Source organism: Streptomyces sp. NPDC018031 (assembly GCF_044327625.1).
Lineage (GTDB): Bacteria > Actinomycetota > Actinomycetes > Streptomycetales > Streptomycetaceae > Streptomyces.
On record NZ_JBIRFT010000002.1, the window covers coordinates 99,868 to 121,644 of the forward strand.

16 protein-coding genes and 1 riboswitch are annotated in these 21,777 nt (G+C 74.3%); of the genes, 10 read left to right on the forward strand and 6 right to left on the reverse strand.

Features of this window, described 5'->3' with window-relative positions:
* Positions 1-109: 109 nt before the first annotated feature.
* Positions 110-2,560 (reverse strand): DNA topoisomerase (ATP-hydrolyzing) subunit A, encoded by a 2,451-nt coding sequence (locus ACH4B3_RS06780; RefSeq protein ID WP_398461676.1) that lies wholly within the window; start codon positions 2,558-2,560, stop codon positions 110-112.
* 205 nt (positions 2,561-2,765) lie between these two features.
* Here ACH4B3_RS06780 and ACH4B3_RS06785 point away from each other — a divergent pair, with 205 nt between their 5' ends.
* The 4 genes from ACH4B3_RS06785 to ACH4B3_RS06800 all read left to right on the forward strand — a co-directional run bounded on the left by ACH4B3_RS06785 (position 2,766) and on the right by ACH4B3_RS06800 (position 7,831).
* Positions 2,766-4,136, forward strand: a complete 1,371-nt coding sequence (locus ACH4B3_RS06785) for a M16 family metallopeptidase (RefSeq protein ID WP_398461677.1) — start codon at positions 2,766-2,768, stop codon at positions 4,134-4,136.
* A gap of 17 nt (positions 4,137-4,153) precedes the next feature.
* Positions 4,154-5,521 carry a M16 family metallopeptidase gene (locus ACH4B3_RS06790; protein ID WP_398462303.1) on the forward strand — a complete coding sequence of 456 codons (1,368 nt, stop codon included), beginning with the start codon at positions 4,154-4,156 and terminating at the stop codon, positions 5,519-5,521.
* A 343-nt stretch (positions 5,522-5,864) separates the two neighbouring features.
* Positions 5,865-6,019: riboswitch (cyclic di-AMP (ydaO/yuaA leader) on the forward strand.
* Positions 6,020-6,032: 13 nt separating this feature from the next.
* Positions 6,033-6,836 (forward strand): M23 family metallopeptidase, encoded by an 804-nt coding sequence (locus tag ACH4B3_RS06795; RefSeq protein ID WP_398461678.1) that lies wholly within the window; start codon positions 6,033-6,035, stop codon positions 6,834-6,836.
* 275 nt (positions 6,837-7,111) lie between these two features.
* Positions 7,112-7,831 carry a GntR family transcriptional regulator gene (locus ACH4B3_RS06800; RefSeq protein WP_398461679.1) on the forward strand — a complete coding sequence of 240 codons (720 nt, stop codon included), beginning with the start codon at positions 7,112-7,114 and terminating at the stop codon, positions 7,829-7,831.
* 251 nt (positions 7,832-8,082) lie between these two features.
* Here the strand turns inward: ACH4B3_RS06800 and ACH4B3_RS06805 are convergent, their stop codons facing one another.
* Positions 8,083-8,364 (reverse strand): HPr family phosphocarrier protein, encoded by a 282-nt coding sequence (locus ACH4B3_RS06805; RefSeq protein ID WP_398461680.1) that lies wholly within the window; start codon positions 8,362-8,364, stop codon positions 8,083-8,085.
* Between the two features lie 242 nt (positions 8,365-8,606).
* Between ACH4B3_RS06805 and ACH4B3_RS06810 the strand changes: the two genes are divergently transcribed.
* The 4 genes from ACH4B3_RS06810 (at position 8,607) to ACH4B3_RS06825 (ending at position 14,281) form a co-directional block, all read left to right on the forward strand.
* Positions 8,607-11,636, forward strand: a complete 3,030-nt coding sequence (locus tag ACH4B3_RS06810; RefSeq protein ID WP_398461681.1) for a GNAT family N-acetyltransferase — start codon at positions 8,607-8,609, stop codon at positions 11,634-11,636.
* A gap of 58 nt (positions 11,637-11,694) precedes the next feature.
* On the forward strand, positions 11,695-12,282 hold the full coding sequence (locus ACH4B3_RS06815) for a DUF5998 family protein (RefSeq protein WP_398461682.1): 588 nt from the start codon (positions 11,695-11,697) through the stop codon (positions 12,280-12,282).
* Positions 12,282-13,508, forward strand: a complete 1,227-nt coding sequence (locus ACH4B3_RS06820) for an alkaline phosphatase family protein (RefSeq protein ID WP_398461683.1) — start codon at positions 12,282-12,284, stop codon at positions 13,506-13,508. Before ACH4B3_RS06815 ends, ACH4B3_RS06820 begins: the two co-directional genes overlap by 1 nt.
* Before the next feature lie 89 nt (positions 13,509-13,597).
* Positions 13,598-14,281, forward strand: a complete 684-nt coding sequence (locus tag ACH4B3_RS06825; protein ID WP_398461684.1) for a thymidine kinase — start codon at positions 13,598-13,600, stop codon at positions 14,279-14,281.
* Here the strand turns inward: ACH4B3_RS06825 and ACH4B3_RS06830 are convergent.
* On the reverse strand, positions 14,256-15,032 hold the full coding sequence (locus ACH4B3_RS06830) for a VOC family protein (protein WP_398461685.1): 777 nt from the start codon (positions 15,030-15,032) through the stop codon (positions 14,256-14,258). The two genes, ACH4B3_RS06825 and ACH4B3_RS06830, sit on opposite strands and share 26 nt — an antisense overlap.
* 309 nt (positions 15,033-15,341) lie before the next feature.
* On the opposite strand from ACH4B3_RS06830, the gene ACH4B3_RS06835 reads away from it, so the two are divergent.
* Positions 15,342-16,178, forward strand: a complete 837-nt coding sequence (locus ACH4B3_RS06835; protein ID WP_398461686.1) for a sulfurtransferase — start codon at positions 15,342-15,344, stop codon at positions 16,176-16,178.
* A 505-nt stretch (positions 16,179-16,683) separates the two neighbouring features.
* Here the strand turns inward: ACH4B3_RS06835 and sepH are convergent.
* Complete coding sequence (gene sepH, locus ACH4B3_RS06840; RefSeq protein ID WP_398461687.1) at positions 16,684-17,760, reverse strand: septation protein SepH; 1,077 nt, start codon at positions 17,758-17,760, stop codon at positions 16,684-16,686.
* Between the two features lie 446 nt (positions 17,761-18,206).
* Between sepH and ACH4B3_RS06845 the strand changes: the two genes are divergently transcribed.
* Positions 18,207-19,097: a hypothetical protein gene (locus ACH4B3_RS06845; RefSeq protein WP_398461688.1), complete on the forward strand. Its 891-nt coding sequence runs from the start codon at positions 18,207-18,209 to the stop codon at positions 19,095-19,097.
* Positions 19,098-19,106: 9 nt separating this feature from the next.
* On the opposite strand, the gene ACH4B3_RS06850 is transcribed toward ACH4B3_RS06845, so the two are convergent.
* A complete protein-coding gene (locus ACH4B3_RS06850) occupies positions 19,107-20,435 on the reverse strand; it encodes a D-arabinono-1,4-lactone oxidase (RefSeq protein WP_398461689.1) in 1,329 nt (442 codons plus the stop codon).
* Positions 20,395-21,663 (reverse strand): MFS transporter, encoded by a 1,269-nt coding sequence (locus ACH4B3_RS06855; RefSeq protein WP_398461690.1) that lies wholly within the window; start codon positions 21,661-21,663, stop codon positions 20,395-20,397. The genes ACH4B3_RS06850 and ACH4B3_RS06855 overlap by 41 nt, the downstream gene beginning before the upstream one ends.
* Positions 21,664-21,777: the final 114 nt, after the last annotated feature.

The window sequence follows — 21,777 nt, forward strand, 5'->3', positions numbered from 1 at the left end:
GCACCGCCGGTGGTGCCGCGCCCCGGCCGTGCCGCGGACGCACGACGGCGCGGCCGCCCGCGGAGGGCCGCCGCGCCGCACGCCGGGCCGGGGGCGCCGCCCCCGGCCGTCACACCGGTCCGGCGACCACCGCGACCGGCTTCGCCGGCGGCACCCCGGAGCCGTCCCGCCGCGGGTCCGGCTCCGGCAGCGGCACCGGGACCCCGGCCGCCGTGGCCGCGCGGGCCGGGGACGGTCCGGCCCAGGCCAGCACCAGATGGTCCTCGCCCTTGAGGAACCGCTGGCAGCGCACGCCACCGGTGGCCCGCCCCTTGCGCGGGTACTGGTCGAACGGCGTCAGCTTCGCCGACTGCATCGCACCGTCCAGAGTGCCGGAGCCGCCCGCGCCGGTGAACACCACCGCGTCGACCGCCGGATCCACCGCGGTGAACGAGATCACCTTCGCCCCGGCCGCCAGCTTGATCCCCGCCATGCCGCCCGCCGGGCGGCCCTGCGGCCGGACCTGGCTCGCCTGGTAGCGCAGCAACTGGGCGTCGTCGGTGATGAAGACCAGATCCTCCTCGCCGGTGCGCAGCTCCACCGCGCCGACGATCCGGTCCCCCTCCCTGAGCCCGATGACCTCCAACTCGTCCTTGTTCGCCGGGTAGTCGGGGACCACCCGCTTGACCACGCCCTGCTCGGTGCCGATCGCCAGGCCCGGCGAGGACTCGTCCAGCGTGGTGAGGCAGACCAGCCGTTCGCCGTCGGTCAGCGTCAGGAACTCGGAGATCGGCGCGCCGCCCGCCAGCTGGGGCGGGCCCGCCGTCTCCGGCAGCATCGGCAGGTCGATCACCGCCAGCCGCAGCAGCCGGCCCGCCGAGGTCACCGCACCGACCTCGGCCCGCGCGGTCGCCGGTACCGCGGAAACGATCACGTCGTGCTTGGCGCGCTTGCCGGTGCCCTCGTCGGGCAGCGGCTCGCCGGTCGCCGTACGGGCCAGCAGCCCGGTGGAGGACAGCAGCACCCGGCACGGGTCGTCCGCCACCTCCAGCGGCACCGCGGCGACCGTGGTGCCCGCGGACTCCAGCAGCACCGTCCGCCGCTCGGTGCCGAACTTCTTCCCGACCGAGGCGAGTTCGGAGGAGACCAGCTTGCGCAGCTCCGCGTCGGACTCCAGGATCCGGGTCAGCTCCTCGATCTCCTGGCGCAGCCGGTCGCGCTCCGACTCCAGCTCGATGCGGTCGAACCGGGTCAGCCGGCGCAGCGGGGTGTCCAGGATGTACTGGGTCTGGATCTCGGAGAGCGAGAAGCGCTCGATCAGCGACTGCTTGGCCTCCGCCGCGTTCTCGCTGGAGCGGATGATGCGGATGACCTCGTCGATGTCGAGCAGCGCCACCAGCAGGCCCTCGACCAGGTGCAGCCGGTCGCGCCGCTTGCCGCGCCGAAACTCGCTGCGCCGCCGGACCACCTCGAAGCGGTGGTCCAGGTAGACCTCCAGCAGCTCCTTGAGGCCCAGCGTCAGCGGCTGCCCGTCCACCAGCGCGACGTTGTTGATGCCGAAGGACTCCTCCATCGGCGTCAGCTTGTACAGCTGCTCCAGCACGGCCTCCGGGTTGAAGCCGTTCTTCACCTCGATGACCAGCCGGAGCCCGTGCTCCCGGTCGGTGAGGTCCTTGACGTCCGCGATGCCCGGCAGCTTCTTGGCGCCCACCAGGTCCTTGATCTTGGAGATGACCTTCTCCGGGCCCACCGCGAAGGGCAGCTCGGTGACGACCAGGCCCTTGCGGCGCGCGCTGACGTCCTCCACCGACACCGTGGCGCGGATCTTGAACGTGCCGCGTCCGGTCTCGTACGCGTCCCGGATGCCGCCCAGTCCCACGATCCGGCCGCCGGTGGGCAGGTCCGGGCCCGGGACGTACCGCATCAGCGTGTCCAGGTCGGCGCCCGGGTGCTTGATCAGGTGCCGGGCGGCCGCGATCACCTCGCCCAGGTTGTGCGGCGGCATGTTGGTGGCCATCCCGACCGCGATCCCGGAGGCGCCGTTGACCAGGAGGTTCGGGTAGGCGGCGGGCAGCGCCACCGGCTCCTGCTCGCTGCCGTCGTAGTTCGGCGCGAAGTCGACGGTGTCCTCGTCGATCGACTCCGTCATCAGGGAGGTCGCCGAGGCCATCCGGCACTCGGTGTACCGCATCGCCGCCGGCGGGTCGTCGTTGCCCAGCGATCCGAAGTTGCCGTGCCCGTCGACCAGCGGCAGCCGCATCGAGAAGGGCTGCGCCATCCGCACCAGGGCGTCGTAGATGGAGGCGTCGCCGTGCGGGTGCAGCTTGCCCATCACCTCGCCGACGACCCGGGCGCACTTCACGAAGGACCGCTCCGGGCGCAGCCCCATCTCGTTCATCTGGAACAGGATGCGCCGGTGCACCGGCTTCAGCCCGTCGCGGGCGTCGGGCAGGGCCCGTGAGTAGATGACCGAGTAGGCGTACTCCAGGAAGGAGCCCTGCATCTCGTCGACGACGTCGATGTCGAGGATGCGCTCCTCGAAGTCCTCCGGTGGCGGGGTCTTCGTGCTGCGGCGGGCCATCGCGGCTGCGGCTCCTTCAACTGCCGATGCTGGTTCTGATGCCGACCATTGTGGACCGACGCACCGACAACGCCGACCACCCCCCGCCCCGGGGGGACATCGGGCCCGGGAACTTCGCCAGATGTCGGCCCGCTTGCATAGAGTGACAGGACTGTATCGACACACCGCTTCGCTACCGCATCAGCACGCGATCGAAGGGACGTACATGCCCATGGGTCACACGGCCACGCAACAGGCCGGTTCCGGCGGCCTGACAGCGACCGAGCACCGCCTGGCCAACGGCCTGAGGGTGGTGCTCTCCGAGGATCACCTGACCCCGGTCGCCGCGATCTGCCTCTGGTACGACGTCGGCTCGCGCCACGAAGTCAAGGGGCGTACCGGCCTGGCTCACCTCTTCGAGCACCTGATGTTCCAGGGGTCGGCCCAGGTCAAGGGGAACGGCCACTTCGAGCTGGTGCAGGGCGCCGGCGGGTCCCTCAACGGCACCACCAGTTTCGAACGCACCAACTACTTCGAGACGATGCCCGCCCACCAGGTCGAGCTGGCGCTGTGGCTGGAGGCCGACCGCATGGGGTCGCTGCTGGCCGCGCTGGACGAGGAGAGCCTGGAGAACCAGCGGGACGTCGTGAAGAACGAGCGCCGCCAGCGCTACGACAACGTGCCCTACGGCACCGCCTTCGAGCGGCTGGTCGCCATGGCCTACCCGGAGGGGCACCCGTACCACCACACGCCCATCGGATCGATGGCCGACCTGGACGCCGCCTCGCTGGAGGACGCCCGCGCCTTCTTCCGCACCTACTACGCGCCGAACAACGCGGTGCTCGCGGTCGTCGGCGACATCGATCCCGAGCAGACCCTGGCCTGGATCGAGAAGTACTTCGGCTCGATCCCGTCCCACGACGGCAAGCAGCCGCCCCGGGAGGGCAGCCTGCCCGAGGTCATCGGCGAGCAGCTGCGCGAGGTCGTCGAGGAGGAGGTGCCCTCCCGCGCCCTGATGGCCGCCTACCGGCTGCCGCACGACGGCACCCGTGAGGCGGACGCCGCCGACCTGGCGCTGACCGTGCTCGGCGGCGGGGAGTCCTCCCGCCTGCACAACCGCCTGGTACGCCGCGACCGCAGCGCCGTCGCGGCCGGCTTCGGCATGCTCCGGCTCTCCGGCGCGCCGTCGCTGGGCTGGCTCGACGTGAAGACGTCCGCCGGTGTCGAGGTGCCCGACATCGAGTCCGCCGTCGACGAGGAACTGGCCCGGTTCGCCGCCGAGGGCCCCACCCCGGAGGAGATGGAGCGCGCCCAGGCCCAGCTGGAGCGCGAGTGGCTGGACCGGCTGGCCACCGTCGGCGGGCGCGCCGACGAACTGTGCCGGTTCGCCGTGCTCTTCGGTGACCCGCAGCTGGCGCTCACCGCCGTCGACCGGGTGCTCGCCGTCACCGCCGACGAGGTGCGGGAGGTGGCCGCGGCCCGGCTGCGCCCCGACAACCGCGCGGTGCTCGTCTACGAACCCACCGGGCCCGCCGGGGCCGATGCCGAGACCGGCGCCGAGGCCGCCGACGAGGAAGAAGGGGAGTCGGCCCAGTGAGCGACACCGCCACCACCATGACGTTCCACCCGCAGCCGCAGGCCGGTTCCGCCAAGCCGTGGGCCTTCCCCGCCCCGGAGCGCGCCACCCTGCCCAACGGTCTGACCGTGCTGCGCTGCCACCGCCCCGGTCAGCAGGTGGTCGCCGTCGAGATCAACCTGGACGCGCCGCTGGACGCCGAGCCCGCCGGCCTCGACGGGGTGGCCACGATCATGGCCCGTGCCCTGTCCGAGGGGACCGACAAGCTCACGGCCGAGGAGTTCGCCGCCGAGCTGGAGCGCTGCGGCGCCACCCTCGACGCGCACGCCGACCACCCGGCCGTCCGGGTCTCCCTGGAGGTCCCGGCGTCCCGGCTGCCCAAGGCCCTCGGGCTGCTCGCCGACGCGCTGCGCGCCCCCGCCTTCCCCGAGGGCGAGGTGGAGCGGCTGGTGGCCAACCGGCTCGACGAGATCCCGCACGAGCTGGCCAACCCCGCCCGCCGGGCGTCGATGGCGCTCTCCAGGGAGCTGTTCCCGGCCGACGCCCGGCACTCCCGGCCGCGCCAGGGCACCGAGGAGACCGTGCGGCGGATCGACGCCGCCGCGGTGCGCGCCTTCTACCAGGCCCATGTGCGCCCCGCCGGCGCGGTCGCGGTGGTCGTCGGCGATCTGACCGGCGTCGACCTGGACCAGGCGCTCGCCGACACGCTGGGCGCCTGGACCGGCGGTCCGGCGGAGCAGCGGCCCAGCCCGGTGATCACCGCCGACGACACCGGCCGCGTGGTGATCGTGGACCGCCCCGGCGCGGTGCAGACCCAGGTGCTCATCGGCCGGATCGGCGCCGACCGGCACGACCGGGTCTGGCCGGCGCAGGTGCTCGGCACCTACTGCCTCGGCGGCACCCTCACCTCCCGCCTGGACCGCGTGCTGCGGGAGGAGAAGGGCTACACCTACGGGGTGCGCGCCTTCGGCCAGGTGCTGCGGTCCACCCCGGAGGGCACCGGCGCGGCGATGCTGGCCATCTCCGGCTCGGTGGCCACCGAGGTGACCGGCCCGGCACTGGAGGACACCTGGAAGGTGCTGCGCACCCTCGCCGAGGAGGGGCTGACCGACGAGGAGCGCGATGTCGCGGTGCAGAACCTGGTCGGCGTCGCCCCGCTGAAGTACGAGACCGCGGCCGCCGTCGCGGGCACTCTGGCGGACCAGGTGGAGCAGCACCTGCCGGACGACTTCCAGGCCCACCTGTACGCGCGGCTCGCGGAGACCGGCACGGTCGAGGCGACCGCGGCCGCGGTCAACGCGTTCCCGGTCGACCGGCTGGTCACCGTGCTGGTCGGTGACGCCTCGGTCATCGAGGAGCCGGTCCGCGCCCTCGGCATCGGCGAGGTGAAGGTCGTCAGCGGCTGACGGCCGATCAGCGGCGGTCTCCCCCGGGAGCCCCGGCACCGTGACTCCGGTGCCGGGGCCCCCGGCTGTGTGCGCCCCCTCCGGTGCCGGGTCACCGGCTGGGGGCCCGCCCGTCCCGGGGCGCCGTTCCGCATCCGCCGCCCGGCCGCCCGTCATGTCGATCGGCCCGCCACGCCGTTGGCCCATCGGGCGGAAGATCCGCCTCCGGTGTCCGGTTTGTTGGTGAGACAGCGCTTCTGCCCTGTGGCGAGGGCAACAAAAATCGTGATCCGTTTGGTGTTCAAAAGATCGTCCGTCTAGCTTCGATCCGGCTGTTCGTCAGTTTGCGTCGCACCCGCGGCCCGGACAGTCATCGCCGAGTCCCCGGGGCACGCGTCCCAGGGAGCCGGGGACCCACCATCCCCAGGGGTGAATCGGGTGCCTCTCACGAGGGACCCGTAGGAGACCTTCCTGCTCCGAACCCGTCAGCTAACCCGGTAGGCGAGAAGGAAGGAAAGGAGTACGCCGGACCATGGCGTTCACCCGTCCCACCGGGAAACACCGCCGTCCCCGCGGCGCCGTCCGCACCGGTGCCAACGTCGCCGGCATGGCCACGCTCGCCGCCTCCGGCGTCGTCGCGACCCTGGCCTCTCCGGCGCTCGCCGCGTCCGACGACTCCTCGCGCTTCGAGGACACCGGCCTGAACCAGGCGATCGTCATCGGTGACGACATCGCCGAGCAGATCGACGCCCAGGCCGTCAGCCAGGAGGTGGCCGCCGAGGAGGCCGCCGCCAAGGCGGAGGCCCGCAAGGCCGCGGCCGTCAAGGCCGCCGAGATGAAGCGCAAGGCCGAGGCGGCGGAGAAGAAGGCCAAGGCCGAGCGGGAGGCCCGGGAGCGGGCCGCACGGGAGGCCGAGCGCAAGCGCCTCAACACCTTCGTGCTGCCGGTCGAGGGCTCCTACGTCTCCACCCAGTACCACGCCACCAGCGGGCTGTGGTCCTCCGGCAGCCACACCGGCATCGACTTCCACGCCTCCACCGGCACCTCGGTGCGGTCCGTGGGTTCGGGCACCGTCGTGGAGTCCGGCTACGGTGGCGCCTACGGCAACAACGTCGTCATCAAGATGAACGACGGCACCTACACCCAGTACGGCCACCTGTCGGCCCTCTCCGTCACGGTCGGCCAGACGGTCACCCCGGGGCAGCAGATCGGCCTGGCCGGCAGCACCGGCAACTCCACCGGCCCGCACCTGCACTTCGAGGCACGCACCAGCCCGGAGTACGGCTCGGACATCGACCCGCTGGCCTACCTCCGCTCGCACGGCGTGAACGTCTGATCCTTCCGCCGGTACGCCCCCGGGCGTACCGCCGCACCGCGTGGGCCCCGGCCGTCCGGCCGGGGCCCACGCGCGTTCCGCGGCCGCCCCGCGCCGCCCGGTCCGGTGTCCCGCCCGCCGGTATCCCGCCAGGTCCGCCTGGCCAGAAGATATCCATGAAATCCCGGTTGCCGACCGAAATTCCCGCCGTCTGGAATAGAGTCGTCGAACACACACGTCGATCGATCGCGTTTCGCGGCGATTAATGCGGAGGTTTCGACCATGCGGGACCGGAAATGAGCGGCGATACCACCGCGGTCCACAGCGGTCGCCGGATTTCGGCACACGCGGTGTGCTCCGCGATTCGCGACGACATCGTCTCCGGTGTGTACGAGCCGGGCGGCAGGCTGACCGAGGAGGTGCTGGCGCGCCGCTACGGGGTCTCCCGGGTGCCGGTGCGCGAGGCGCTGCGGACCCTGGAGTCGGAGGGGTTCGTCACCACCCGCCGGCACGCCGGGGCCTGCGTCGCGCGGCCCTCCGAGCGCGAGGTCGCCGATCTGCTCGACATCCGGGTGCTGCTGGAGCCGCTGGGCGCCGCCCGGGCCGCGCAGCGGCGTACCGAGGCCCATCTCAAGGTGCTGCGCGGCCTGGTCAGGCTCGGCAAGGAGCGTGCCGAGCGCGGGCAGTCGGGGGAGCTGCGCGCCCTGGGGGACTGGTTCCACGAGACGCTGGCGCAGGCTTCCGGCAGCCCCGGGCTGGCCGGGCTGCTGGTCCAGCTGCGCCGCAAGACCGACTGGCTGTACGCGGTGGACCCGTCCCGGCCGGTGCCGGGCCCGCCGTCCCGCGGGGCCGGGCGCGGCGAGCCGGGCACCGCCGGGGCGGCACGGTCCTGGGGGGAGCGCGGCGCGCTGCTGGACGCGGTGGCCCGGCAGGACGCGGAGCGGGCCCGCTCGCTGGCCGCCGCGCACGCCGAGCGGGAAATGGCGGAATACCGGCTGCGCCGGCCTTTCCGGTGAGCGGGCCGAAACACGCCGTAAACACGGTCTGCGATCGGAAGTAACAACCGCCCGATATACCGGGGGCGGATACACCGAAGGTAATTCCCGGCGGAATGTCCTGCCCGGTTGCCGCCGGGAATGACCAGCAGAAAGGCCGCGGTGCCCTGTGGGGTACCGCGGCCTCGCCGTGTCGCCGACCGGGTCCGTACCGCCGGAGGTACGGGTGCCACGGGACCGCGGCATGCCCGCGGCGCGCCGGGACGCTCGGCTCAGACCGTCTCCGGAAGCTCCTCGAGCCCCTCGGCGACGAGCTTGGCCAGACGGTCGAGGGCCGCCTCGGCGTTGTCGTCCTCGGAGGCCAGGACGATCTCCTCGCCGCCCTGGGCGCCCAGGCCCAGGACGGCGAGCATGGACGCGGCGTTGACCGGCGTGCCGTCGGCCTTCGCGATCGTCAGCGGGACGCCCGACGCGGTCGCCGCTCGGACGAAGATCGACGCGGGACGGGCGTGCAGGCCCTCGGCCCAGCCGACGGTGACGCGGCGCTCAACCATGGTGTAGCCCTTCAGGTCGTTACTAGTTGTCTAGACCAGTCTCTCATGTGGTCGGTGGTGGTCCGAGACGGACTTTCCGCACAGCCTGCCGGGCCGCGGCGGCGGCCGCGAGGCGGCCCACCCTCCGGGCCCGCCCGCGCCGCGACCGGATCCGGACCGGCCCGACCGCCGCGCCGGACCGGCCCTGACGCGACCGGATCCGGACCGGTGTCGCCGTCCGCCCCGGCGCTTACCCTGGCCCCATGGAGACCGCGTCAGATCCGGACCGCCACAGCTACCCGGCCCACTGGGAGGCCGACGTGGTGCTCCGCGACGGAGGCACCGCGCAGATCCGTCCCATCACCCCGGACGACGCGCAGCGCCTGGTCAGCTTCTACGAGCACGTCTCGGACGAGTCGAAGTACTACCGCTTCTTCGCGCCCTACCCGCGGCTGTCGGACCGGGACGTGCACCGCTTCACCCACCATGACTACGTCGACCGGGTCGGCCTGGCCGCCACCATCGGCGACGAGTTCATCGCCACCGTCCGCTACGACCGCATCGACGAGCGGGGGCTGCCGGTCTCCTCGCGCCGGAACCCCGACGGGGGCGGCGGCCGCGGCCCGGACCGGCCGCCGCCGGACGAGGCCGAGGTCGCCTTCCTGGTGCAGGACGCCCACCAGGGCCGGGGCGTCGCCTCCGCCCTGCTGGAGCACATCGCCGCGGTCGCCCGGGAACGCGGCATCCGCCGCTTCGCCGCCGAGGTGCTGCCCGCCAACACCAAGATGATCAAGGTGTTCACCGACGCGGGCTACACCCAGCAGCGCAGCTTCGAGGACGGCGTGGTCCGCCTGGAGTTCGACCTCGAACCCACCGACCGCTCGCTCGCCGTGATGCGCGGCCGGGAGCAGCGGGCCGAGGCCCGGTCCGTGCAGCGCCTGCTGGCGCCCGGCTCGGTGGCCGTCATCGGCACCGGCCGCCGCCCCGGCGGGGTGGGCCGCACGGTGCTGGGCAACGTGCTCGACGGCGGCTTCACCGGCCGGGTGTACGCGGTCAACCACGCCTTCGAGGACGGGCTGGCCGAGCTGGCGCCGGAAGGCGTCCCGGCCCACCGCTCCATCCGCGAGATCGCCGAACCGGTCGATCTGGCGATCGTCGCGGTGCCCGCCGAACAGGTCCCGTCCGTCGTCGCCGACTGCGGTGAACACGGCGTCCAGGGACTGGTCGTCGTCTCCTCCGGCTACGCCGAGTCAGGCGGCCGGGGCCGCGACCGGCAGCGCGAGCTGATCCGCCAGGCCCGCACCTACGGCATGCGGGTGATCGGCCCCAACGCCTTCGGCGTGATCAACACCGCGGACGGCGTCCGGCTCAACGCCTCCCTCTCCCCGGAGCTGCCGCTGCCCGGCCGGGTCGGCATGTTCACCCAGTCCGGGGCCATCGGGATCGCCCTGCTGTCCGGGCTCCACCGGCGCGGTGCCGGGCTCGTGGGACTGTCCACCTTCGTCTCCGCCGGGAACCGCGCCGACGTCTCCGGCAACGACCTGCTGCAGTACTGGCACGACGACCCGCACACCGGCATCGCCCTGATGTACCTGGAGTCCATCGGGAACCCGCGCAAGTTCACCCGCCTCGCCCGCCGCACCGCCGCGGCCAAACCGGTGGTGGTGGTCAAGGGCTCCCGGCACAGCGGCAGCGCGCCGCCCGGCCACGCCGTGGCCACCACCCAGATCCCCGACGCCACCGTCACCGACCTGCTCCGCCAGGCCGGGGTGATCCGCGTGGACACCGTCACCGAGCTCGCCGACACCGGGCTGCTGCTGGCCGCGCAACCGCTGCCGGCCGGCCCGCGGGTGGCCATCCTCGGCAACTCCGAGTCCCTCGGCCTGCTCACCTACGACGCGTGCCGCACCGAGGGGCTGAGCCCGCTGCCGCCCCAGGACCTGACCACCGCCGCCGGCCCGGCCGACTACCACCGCGCGCTGCGCGCGGCACTGGCCGACGACGGCTGCGACGCCGTCGTCGTCAACGCCATGCCCTGGGTCGGCGAGCCGTCCGCCGCCGAGCTGGCCGGCGCGGTGCGCAGGGCGGCCGCCGAGGCGGGGGCGGACAAGCCGGTCGCGGTCGTCCACCTGGAGATCCCGGGGCTGCCGGAGGCGCTCGCCGCCGACGGCGGGACACCGGACGCCCCCGGCGCGGCCGGCACCCCCGACGGATCCGGACCGGCCGTGGCGGCCGCCCCCGGCGCGGCCGGCACCGGCGGCGACGCCGGGGGCACCACCGCGGCCGGCGGCCCGGCGGCGACCGGGGACCGGCCCGCCGTGCCCCGCATCCCCGCCTACCCGGCCGCCGAACGCGCCGTCCGGGCGCTCGCCGAGGCCGTCCGGTACGCCCGGTGGCGGGCGCAGTCCGCCGAGCCGGGCCGGGTCCCGCACTACGACGACATCGACGAGACCGGTGCCGCGGCCGACATCGACGTGCTGCTCGCCGAGGAGGCCGGCGCGGCCGCCGCCGGCGCCCCGGCTCCCGCCGCGGCCACCCCCGGCGCCCCGGGGCCCGGCCGGCCGCACCCGCCCACCGCGGTCCCCGCCCCCGAGCCGGTGCCGGCCGGGGTGGAGCTCTCGGCCCCCGACGCCCAGCGGCTGCTGGCCCGGTACGGCATCGACGTGCTGCCCGCGCTGCCCGCGCCGCACCCCGACGCCGCCGTGCACGCCGCCGGCCGGCTGGGCTTCCCGGTGGCCCTCAAGCCCACCGCGCCCCATCTGCGGCACCGCACCGATCTCGGCGGGGTCCGGCTGGACCTCGGGGGAGAGGCCGAACTGCGGCGGGCCTACGCGGAGCTGACCGAACATCTCGGCAGCCCGGCGGAGCTGGGCCTGGTGGTCCAGCGGATGGCGCCGCGCGGGGTGGACACCGTGGTGCGGGCCGCCATCGAGCCGGCGGCGGGCCCGGTGCTCTCGTTCGGTCTCGCCGGAGCCCCCTCGGAGCTGCTCGGCGACACCGCGCACCGGCTGGTCCCGGCCACCGACCGGGACGCCGCCGAACTCATCCGCTCCGTCCGGACCGCCCCGCTGCTGTTCGGCTGGCGCGGCTCGCAGCCGGTGGACACCGACGCCCTGGAGGAGCTGCTGCTGCGGGTGTCCCGCATGGTGGACGACCACCCCGAGGTGGTCGCCGTCGACCTGGAGCCGGTGGTCGTTGCCTCGTCCGGGCTGTCCGTGCTCGGTGCATCCGTCCGCCTGGCTCCGCCGCCGGTCCGCACCGACCTGGGCCCCCGGCACCTGCCGAGCTACTGACCGTCCGGGCCGCCGGGCGAGGGCCCGGGGCCGCCCCACGCCCCTTAGGATGGAGCACATGGCGAAGACCGGTACGACGACCCAGGGCCTGCGCGCGGCCATCGAGCGCAGCGGCTACTACCCGGCACTCGTGGCCGAAGCGGTGGAGGCCGCGGTAGGCGGCGAGCGGGTCGTGTCGTACCTGGTCCACCAGGAGACCACGTTCGATTCGAACGAGGTCCGCCGCCATGTCACGGTCCTCGTGCTGACCGGTACCCGGTTCATCGTCAGCCACACCGACGAGCAGGCCGCCGACGGCACCTCGCCCTCGCCGTACGCCACCACCTCCACCGAGTCGGTGAAGCTGGACCGCATCTCCTCGGTGGTGCTCAGCCGGGTGGTCGCCAACCCCGAGTCGTACACCCCGGGCACCCTGCCCCGCGAGGTGGTGCTCACCATCGGCTGGGGCGCGGTGAACCGCCTGGACCTGGAGCCCGCCGCCTGCGGCGACCCCAACTGCGAGGCCGACCACGGCTACACCGGCTCCTCCACCGCGGACGACCTCAGCCTGCGGGTCAGCGAGGCCGGTGACGGCCCCGACACCGTCCGGCAGACCCTCGCCTTCGCCCAGGCGCTCTCCGAGGCCACCACGGACACCGCCCGCTGATGGCCGGTTCCGTCCCAGGCGCCGCGGCCACCGGCTCCGGCTGGCCCGACCCTCCCGTGCTCGACCCGTTCGCCGCCCCGGTGCCCCGCTACGGCACCGGCTCGCTCGCCGACCTGCTGCCCGCCGTCGCCGCCGGCCTGGGAGTGCCCGGCCTCGGCTCCGGGCTCGGCCTGGAGCCCGCCGACCGCGTCTGCGTCTTCCTCATCGACGGCCTCGGCTGGGAGCTGCTGCGGGCCCACCCGGAGTACGCCCCCTTCCTCGGCTCGCTGCTGGCGACCTCGGGCAACGGCACCGGCACCCCGCTGACCGCCGGTTTCCCCTCCACCACCGCGACCTCGCTCGCCTCGGTGGGCACCGGACTGCCGCCGGGCGCGCACGGCCTGCCCGGCTACACCGTGGTCGACCCGGCCACCGGCGCCCTGATGAACCAGCTGCGCTGGCAGCCGTGGACCGACCCGTACCACTGGCAGCCGTACCCCACGGTCTTCCAGCTCGCGGACGCCGCCGGGGTGCACACCTGCCAGGTCTCCGCGCCGACCTTCGAGCAGACCCCGCTGACCAAGATCGCGCTGAGCGGCGGCACCTTCCACGGGCGGCTCTCCGGGGAGGAGCGGATGGACCTCGCGGCCCGGCAGCTCGCCGCCGGGGACCGGTCGCTGGTCTACACGTACTACAGCGAGGTGGACGGCAAGGGGCACCGGTTCGGGGTCGACTCCGACGAGTGGCGCGGCCAGTTGATGTACGTGGACGGGCTCGCCCGGCGCCTCGCCGAGCAGCTGCCGCCCCGCTCCGCCCTCTACGTCACCGCCGACCACGGCATGATCGACGTCCCCTTCGACCCGGAGTCGCGGATCGACTTCGACGAGGACTGGGAGCTGCGGGCCGGGGTCGCCCTGCTGGGCGGGGAGGGCCGCGCCCGCCATGTGTACGCGGTGCCCGGGGCCGCCGCCGACGTGCTGGCCGTCTGGCGCGAGGTGCTGGGGGACCGGATGTGGGTGGCGAGCCGGGACGAGGCCATCGCCGCGGGCTGGTTCGGTCCGCCCGGCAACGGGGGCGGGGTGGACCAGCGGGTCCGCGGGCGGATCGGCGACGTGGTCGCCGCGGCCGCCGCCGACGTCGCGATCGTCGCCTCCCGGACCGAGCCGAAGGAGTCCGCGATGGTGGGGCTGCACGGTTCCATGACCCCGGTCGAACAGCTCGTCCCGCTGCTCGAAGTGCGCTCCTGACCCCCGGGGGCGGAAGCCCGGCCCGGCGCGGCCGGCTGCCCGCCCCGCCGCCCGCAACTCCCCGACCGACGAAAGGCGTCCCCACCCCCATGCCCGAGCTGGTGTTCTTCTCCGGAACCATGGACTGCGGAAAGAGCACCCTCGCTCTGCAGATCGAGCACAACCGCTCGGCGCGCGGCCTGCAGGGAATGATCTTCACCCGGGACGACCGGGCGGGCGCCGGCAAGCTCTCCTCCCGGCTCGGGCTGGTCACCGACGCGGTCGAGGCGGCCGAGGGCGTCGACCTCTACGCGCACGTGGTGGCCCATCTGACCGCCGGCGGCCGGGTGGACTACGTGATCGTGGACGAGGCGCAGTTCCTCGCCCCCGGCCAGGTCGACCAGCTGGCCCGGATCGTCGACGACCTGGACCTGGACGTCTTCGCCTTCGGGATCACCACCGACTTCCGCACCAAGCTGTTCCCCGGCTCCCAGCGGCTGGTCGAACTCGCCGACCGGATAGAGGTGCTGCAGGTCGAGGCGTTGTGCTGGTGCGGGGCCCGCGCCACCCACAACGCCCGGACGGTCGGCGGTCAGATGGTGGTCGAAGGCGCCCAGGTGGTGGTCGGGGACGTCAACCGGCCCGGCAGCGAGATCGGCTATGAGGTGCTGTGCCGCCGCCACCACCGGCGCCGGATGACGGCCGCGGCGGCCCGCGCGGCCGCGCTCTCCCCCGACGTCCTGCCGGTCGACGCCCCCGCCCCCTCGCTCAGCCGCTCTTCCGCACGACCGTGAACACGGCGCCCTCCGGGTCGGCCACCTGGGCGCAGCGCCCGACCGGCTCCTCGTGCGGCGGCCGGATCACCCGCCCGCCCAGTTCGGTGACCCGGCGGGCGGCGGTGTCGGCGTCCGCAACCTCGAAGTAGGTCATCCAGCGCGGCCCCCGGTCGCGGAGCGCGGCGGTTCCCACCCCCTGGATCGCGGCGACCGCACGGTCCCCCACGTACAGCGTGGTGCGGTCCGCGCCGCCCGCCGGCTCGGCCGGCCGTGCCCGGTGGCCGAAGACCACCTCGTAGAAGCGGCCGACCCGGGCGGTCTCGTAGGTCACCAGTTCGTGCCAGGCCGGGGTGCCGGGCACTCCGAACCGTTCCGCGCCCACATGGGCGCGTGCCTGCCAGACGCCGAACGTGGCGCCCGCCGGGTCGGCGGCGATCACCATCCGCCCGGCCTTCTCGGCGTCGAGCGGCCCGACCGCCACCGTGCCGCCGCAGTCCCGGATCTGCTTGGCGGTGTCGTCCGCGTCGTCCGACGCCATGTACGTCGTCCAGGCGACGGGCAGCCGGCGGCCCGCCGGCAGCTCGCCGATCCCGGCCACCGCGTGGCCGTCGAGGGTGCCGCGGACGTACGCGCCGAGCTGCTGTGGTCCGGGCGTGAAGTCCCAGCCGAACAGCGCGTGGTAGAAGTCCTGCGTAGCCGCCAGGCTGTGCACCATCAGACTCGTCCAACAGGGTGTGCCCGGTGCGCACCGAGCCGGTGCCTCGGTCATCTCACTCTCTCCTCGGACCGTGGTGGTAGCCGTGCGGCAGACGCCGATCGGCTCCTGAAAGGGTGAACGGGGGGTGGTACGGGACAGGGTCCGTGCAGATGCTCGCACCACCTGTCGCGCCCTGCGCCGGGGCCGCGCCGTATTCCGTGGCTTCAGGACGAGAATGCCCGGATTCGTATGCCGCATCCCCCTCAGACCTACGTCCGGGAGGTGCCTGCGGGTGCTCTTGCCGGATGATGGCGGTGCGACGCACATCCGGTGCCCGGGGGACCATTCGGCGCAGGCGTTCCTACGCAAGGATTGGGTTCTATGACTGCCATCATCACCGCCGCCCGGCTCGCGAGCGAGTCGGCCGGTGCTCAGCCGCCGACCCTGCTGGACGTCCGCTGGCAGCTCGGCGGACCGCCCGGACGTCCCGAGTACGAGGCCGGGCACATCCCCGGCGCCGTCTATGTCGACCTCGACACCGAACTGGCCGGGGCGGCGGGCGCCGCGGGCCGCCATCCGCTGCCGGACCTGCCGGTGTTCACCGCCGCGATGCGCCGGGCGGGCGTCACCGCCGGCCGCGACGTGGTGGTCTACGACGGCGGCCAGGGCTGGGCCGCGGCCCGGGCCTGGTGGCTGCTGAGCTGGGCCGGGCACCCCCGGGTGCGGGTACTGGACGGCGGGCTGGCGGCCTGGACCGCGGGTGGCGGTCCGCTCACCACCGGGCAGCCGGCCGTCGCCGAGGGGGACTTCACCCCCGTGCCCGGTGCGCTGCCGCTGCTGACCGCCGACGACGCGGCGGCCCTGGCGCGCCGCGGGGTGCTGCTGGACGCCCGGGCGGCCGAGCGGTACCGGGGAGAGGTGGAACCCATCGACCGGGTCGGCGGCCACATCCCCGGTGCCCGCTCCGCGCCCACCACGGAGAACGTGGCACCCGACGGCCGCCTGCTGCCCGCCGCGGAGCTGGCCGACCGGTTCGCCGCGGTCGGCGCCAAGCCCGGCGAGGAGGTCGGGGTCTACTGCGGTTCCGGGGTCTCCGGCGCCCACCAGGTCCTGGCGCTGGCCGTCGCGGGCATCCCGGCGGCGCTGTACGTCGGGTCCTGGAGCGAGTGGTCCGCCGACCCCTCCCGGCCGGTGGCCACCGGACCGCAGCCGGGCTGACCCGAGGCGCGCCCCGGTGCGGTGGACGGCCGCCGCCCGGGGCGCGGCCCGTCGGCACGGCCCGGGCGGGGCAGCGGCGGGGTGCGGTCGCGCGGGCCGGATGCGGGCGGCCGGGACCGGAACCGGGCCGGTCGCCCGGCGGCGTGCCCGGCTCGGGGCGTCCGGTCGGCGCCCGGCCCAGGGCGTCCCGCCGACGCTCGGCCGGGGGCGTCTCGCCGGTGCGCGGCATCTGACGGGGTGTGGGGATGGCCGGAAATCGCCTTGCGGCCACCGGTGATGACGTTTGGGCACCGCCCTCGGGGCCCCGTCGTGCCCGCTCGGTCCCGCCTCCCGCACAGGGGCGGTCGGCCGTTCGGCGCGGGAGACCGGGCGGGGATGGGCAGCGGCAGGGGTGGCGGCGTGAGAGGTGCACGGCGCGCCGGCCGCACGCAGGTTCGCCGCCGCCCGGCGGCCCCTCGGCCGGGGTGACGCGGCCGGCCGCTCCGCGGAGCACCCGGCCGCCGCGCTACTCCTGCTTCTTGCGCCGCGTCCCGAAGACGATCTCGTCCCAGCTGGGCACCGCGGCCCGGCGCCCGGGCCGTACCCCGTCGGCTTCCGCCTGCCGGTCGGTGGTGCCGGTGAGCCGGTCGCGGTGACCGGCCACCGAACGGGGCATCAGCACATCGGCGTAGGCCGACCCCGCGCCCGCGCTCGCGGCCGGCGGCTCGATGACCTCCGGCTCCTCGTCCGGTTCGTCGGAGCCCGGCTGCTGGGGCTGGTCCGGGACGACCATGTCGCCCCGGAAGCTCGGTACCGCCTCCAGCAGGCTGGTCAGCGAGTCGCGCTCGCCGGGGCCCTCGTCGGCCGAGGCCACCGCGTCGCCGGCGTCCGGCTGGGGAGCCGGAACGGGACGCTCCGGCCGCTCGGGCCGGTCGAGTACCCGGTCCCGCGGCAGCCGGGCGATCCTCGGGACGAACGGAAAGCTCGGTTCCGGGGTGTCGTCGGTCTCGCCGATCAGCGCCCGCGCCTCGTCGTCGACGGCCTGGACCAGCCGCCGCGGCGGGTCGTAGGTCCAGCTGGCCGAGTGCGGCTCGCCGGCGACGCGGTAGACCAGCAGCACCTCCCAGGTGCCGTCGTCCCGCCGCCAGGAGTCCCACTGCGCGGTGTCCTTCTCGGCGCCGCGCAGCAGCAGCCGTTCGGCGACCGCCTCGCCCAGCTGCGGTCCGGTGTTCTCACCGGGCCGGCGGACGGGGGTCTTGCGGGCGCGTTCGGCCATGAAGGCGCGCTCGGCGAGCACCGGGCCCTCGAAGCGGCGCACCCGGTCCACGGGGATCCCGGCCAGCTGGGCGACTTCCTCGGCGGAGGCTCCGGCTCTTATCCGCGCCTGGATGTCCCGGGGCCGCAGATGGCTCTCGACCTCGATCTCGATCTGGCCCAGACGTGCGCGGTCGTTGCGCACGGCGGCCCGGAGCCGCTCGTCGATCGGGAGCGTGTACTCCGTGCTGTCCGCAGCCTTGAGCACCAGCCGTGTGCCGTCGTTGCTGACGGCCACGACACGCAGTTCGGGCATGGGGACCTCCCGGGTGGTGCCTGCCGACGTCACGTGCGTCGCTGCCGTTCTCCCGCTAGACGAGTGTGGCCTGCCCGGGTGCAGCCTGCCACAACATTGCCGAGTTGCCCGGCGTGTCGGGCCTGGGCACCGATCCGCCGTTATGGCACGGTTACTCATTCGCCACTCATAGTGACGAACGTCACTCTGTGCAGCGATCCCCCTGCCATGTCGCGGCACCGCCGGTTGAGTTGCCGCTGGTTGGCCCCTCCCGCTGGGTCCGGGCGGCCGGACGGGATTACGGGGCCAGGGCTCGCCACAGTACTCCATTCGGGCCACTTGGGTGGACCGGCACGCCAGCCAAGTTGGCCGACCGCGGCCGTGACCGGGCCGGTTGAGTGGATCTTCGAACGGTGCACGGGTGTCAAGTTTCACAGAAACGCCAGAACTGGAACTCCACGATTGCCTCACATGTCATTTGTGACTGCAAGCTGGCACGAATGATCAATCAGGGGCAGGATGTGGGCACCAGGGTGGAAAGCGAGGAAAAACCGGCCGGAGGTACCGGAAAGGCGGAAAAGAGGCGGCTCGAACTGAGCGTCGCCCAGGTGGCGGGCAGCGCCCTGGCGGCGGTGGCCGCCGCGGTCCTCGCCTCCCGGCTGGGCGTGTACGGGACGATCATCGGCGCCGGAGTGGTGAGCGTGGTGGCCACCGCGGGCGGATCGGTCTTCCAGCACCTGTTCCGGCGGACCGGCGAGCAGTGGCGGGAAGCGACCGCCCAGGCGCGGCCCCGCCGCCGCGCCCCCGGCGGCGCACGCCCCCGGCGCACCGGGGAATACGGCGCGGCGACGACACACGGCACCCGGTTGCGCGGCTGGAAGCGCACCGCCGTGCTGACCGGTGCGGTGTTCGCGCTCGCCATGGCCACCGTCACCGGGATCGAACTCTTCGCCGGCGGCCCCGTCTCGAACGTCTGGGGCGGCGACCGCGGGGGCACCACGGTCGGCAACAGCGTCACCCGCCCCGCCCACCAGCGGCCCGAACCCACCCCCGGCACCGGGCACCCCACCCCGGACGGCGCGGACCCCGCCCGCCCGGAGACCGGGTCCCCGGACGACGCCGGCCGACCGGGTGGCACGGACCCCACCGGACCGGCCGGCGGCGGCCCGGACCGGGAACCGGAAGCCGACCGGACGCCCGGCGCGGACGACGGCGCGGGACGCACCGCGGACCCGGAGGGCACCGCCACCCCGGCCCCCGCCCCCACACCGTCCGGCGGCGCCGGCGGTCAGGACGAGGCCGGCGGCCCGGCGCCCGCGCCGGACCCGGACGGTCCCCCGACGGCCCCGGAACCTGAACCGGGCCCCACCGGGACCGGAGGCACCGGCTGAGCCACCCGGTCAGGAACCCAGCACGCGCCGCAGGTACTCGTTGCCGAAGACCCGGCCGGGATCCAGCCGGTCCCGCACCGCGGTGAACTCGCCGAACCGCGGGTAGACCTCGGCCAGGTAGGCCGCGTCACGGCTGTGCAGCTTCCCCCAGTGCGGCCGCCCACCGTGCGCGGTCATGATCTGCTCGACCGCGCTGAAGTACGCCTGGTGCGGGGTGCCGCGGTACATGTGCACCGCGATGTAGGCGGTCTCCCGTCCGTACGAGGTGGACAGCGGCACGTCGTCGGCGGGCGCCGTGCGCACCTCCACCGGGAAGCTCACCCGGAAGCCGGAGCGCTCCACGACCGCCCGCAGCTCCCGGAGCGCCGCCACCGCCGCCTCCCGGGGGATCGCGTACTCCATCTCCAGGAAGCGCACCCGGCGCGGACTGGTGAACACCTTGTACGGGATGTCGGTGTAGGTCCGCGCGGACAGGGCCCGGCTGGACAGCTGGGCGATCCGGGGGATGGTGGCCGGCACCGCGCGCCCCAGGGCGCAGGCCGCCCGGAAGACGCCGTTCGACAGCAGCTCGTCCTCGATCCAGCCGCTCACCCGCCCCACCGGGGCCGCCGGGCCCGCGCTGCGGTTGTTCCGTTTGGTGCTGCACCGGTCGGTGTGCGGGAACCAGTAGAACTCGAAGTGCTCGTTCTCCGCGACGAGCCGGTCGAACTCCCCGAGCACCCGGTCCAGCGGCATCGGCTCCTCGCGCGCGGTGAGCCAGAACTCCGGCTCCACCGCGAAGGTGAGCGCGCTGATCACGCCCAGCGCGCCCAGCCCCAGCCGCGCCGCGGCGAACACCGCGGTCTCCTCCGGCGTGCCGTCCGCCGAGCACCGCAGCACCGAACCGTCCGCCGTGACCAGCTCCAGGGCGGTGATCTGGGCGGCGAGCGACGCGCTGGTCCGGCCGGTGCCGTGGGTGCCGGTGCTGGTCGCGCCGGCGACCGTCTGCGCCATCACGTCGCCCATGTTGGTCAGCGACAGCCCGTACGCCGACAGCGTCCGGTTGAGCTGCCACAGCGGGGTGCCGGCCGCCACCGTCACGGTGCCGGCGGCCCGGTCCAGCCCCTGCACCCCGACGAGCCGCTCCGGGCGGATCAGCAGACCGTCGGTCGCCGCCACGGGGGTGAACGAGTGGCCGGTGCCGACGGCCTTCACCGGCAGGCCGGCCTCCGCCGCCTCGCGGACCGCCGCGGCCAGCTCCTCGGTGGACGAAGGCGCCACCGCGCGGGCCGGCTCGGCGGTCACGTTCCCGGCCCAGTTACGCCAGGTGCTGCTCGGTGTGGTCCTCACTACGGTCATCCGCCTCCGGCCCTCCCGTCGCCTTCGGCGGGGACGCCCCCGCCGGCTCTGCCGACCGCAGCCGGCGGTATCCCAGGAACGCCACCACCGCCGCGAGCGCGCCGGCCACTCCGGCCACTGCGTACCCGGCCTTCGCGCCGGCTTCGTCGACCACCATGCCGGCCACCGACGAGCCGAGCGCCACGCCGACCGCGAGCCCGGTGCTCACCCAGGTCATCCCCTCGGTCAGGTTCGCTCGTGGTACATGCTGCTCGATGAGGCCCATGGTGGTCACCATCGTCGGCGCGATGGAAAGACCCGCGACGAAGAGCGCCACGGCCAGCGACGGCAGGTTCCCGACCAATTGGAGGGGGATCATACTCGCGGCCATCAGGCACACCCCCAGCAGCCACCGCCGGGGGGCGGAACCGGACAGCCGGAGCAGTCCGAAGACCACGCCCGCGATGCAGGAGCCGAGCGCGTAGACGGCCAGCACCACGCTCGCCGCGGCCTTGTGGCCCTCCTCCTCGGCGAAGGCCACCGTCACCACGTCGACCGCGCCGAAGATGGTGCCGGTCGCCACGAAGGTGCCCACCAGCACCTGCAGACCGCGGGAGCGCAGCGCCGAGCCGCGGGTGTGGTGCTCGCGCGGATGCGGCACCGGTTCGGTGGCGCGCTGCGCGGTGAGCCAGTAGACCCCGACGGCCAGGAACCCCAGGGCCAGCAGCGGCCCCGCCTCCGGGAACCAGGCGGTGGACAGGCCGATCGACAGGATCGGGCCGACGATGAAGCACACCTCGTCGACGACCGACTCGAAGGCGTAGGCGGTGTGCAGTTCGCGGGGCGAGCCGCGGTAGATCTCCGCCCACCGGGACCGGACCATGGAGCCCACGCTCGGCACGCAGCCGGCCAGTGCGGCGAAGACGAACAGCGTCCAGTCCGGCCATCCCTCGTGCGCGCTCACCAGCAGACCGGTCACGGCGACGGCCGAGGCCGCGGTGGCCGGGCGCAGCACCCGGCGCTGCCCGTGCCGGTCCACCAGCCGGGATATCTGCGGACCGAGGACGGCGGCGGACAGCGCCAGCGTCGCCGAGACCGCTCCGGCCAGCCCGTACCGGCCGGTGAGCTGCGAGATCATGGTGACCACGCCGATGCCCATCATCGACAGCGTCATCCGGCCCAGGAATCCGGCAGCCGAGAAACTCCGGGCGCCGGGGGCGGCGAAGATCATGCGATAGGGACTGGGCACGGGGGAGGCTCCGCCGATCAGCAGGTAAGGAACGTACGTGGCTATAGAGCTTACGTTCCGCCCCGGGGCGAGTGCAGGTGCATTTCCCGACGGGCCCGCAGGTCCGTTTCCGGG

Excerpts from the sequence above, each read along its gene's own strand:
- ACH4B3_RS06835 (WP_398461686.1), top strand. The coding sequence starts at position 15,342 with ATGACTGCCATCATCACCGCCGCCCGGCTCGCGAGCGAGTCGGCCGGT.
- ACH4B3_RS06815 (WP_398461682.1), top strand. The coding sequence starts at position 11,695 with ATGGCGAAGACCGGTACGACGACCCAGGGCCTGCGCGCGGCCATCGAG.
- ACH4B3_RS06790 (WP_398462303.1), top strand. The coding sequence starts at position 4,154 with ATGACGTTCCACCCGCAGCCGCAGGCCGGTTCCGCCAAGCCGTGGGCC.
- ACH4B3_RS06845 (WP_398461688.1), top strand. The coding sequence starts at position 18,207 with ATGATCAATCAGGGGCAGGATGTGGGCACCAGGGTGGAAAGCGAGGAA.
- ACH4B3_RS06780 (WP_398461676.1), bottom strand. The coding sequence starts at position 2,560 with ATGGCCCGCCGCAGCACGAAGACCCCGCCACCGGAGGACTTCGAGGAG.
- ACH4B3_RS06805 (WP_398461680.1), bottom strand. The coding sequence starts at position 8,364 with ATGGTTGAGCGCCGCGTCACCGTCGGCTGGGCCGAGGGCCTGCACGCC.
- ACH4B3_RS06830 (WP_398461685.1), bottom strand. The coding sequence starts at position 15,032 with ATGACCGAGGCACCGGCTCGGTGCGCACCGGGCACACCCTGTTGGACG.
- ACH4B3_RS06820 (WP_398461683.1), top strand. The coding sequence starts at position 12,282 with ATGGCCGGTTCCGTCCCAGGCGCCGCGGCCACCGGCTCCGGCTGGCCC.
- ACH4B3_RS06810 (WP_398461681.1), top strand. The coding sequence starts at position 8,607 with ATGGAGACCGCGTCAGATCCGGACCGCCACAGCTACCCGGCCCACTGG.
- ACH4B3_RS06795 (WP_398461678.1), top strand. The coding sequence starts at position 6,033 with ATGGCGTTCACCCGTCCCACCGGGAAACACCGCCGTCCCCGCGGCGCC.
- ACH4B3_RS06785 (WP_398461677.1), top strand. The coding sequence starts at position 2,766 with ATGCCCATGGGTCACACGGCCACGCAACAGGCCGGTTCCGGCGGCCTG.
- ACH4B3_RS06800 (WP_398461679.1), top strand. The coding sequence starts at position 7,112 with ATGAGCGGCGATACCACCGCGGTCCACAGCGGTCGCCGGATTTCGGCA.
- ACH4B3_RS06825 (WP_398461684.1), top strand. The coding sequence starts at position 13,598 with ATGCCCGAGCTGGTGTTCTTCTCCGGAACCATGGACTGCGGAAAGAGC.
- ACH4B3_RS06850 (WP_398461689.1), bottom strand. The coding sequence starts at position 20,435 with ATGACCGTAGTGAGGACCACACCGAGCAGCACCTGGCGTAACTGGGCC.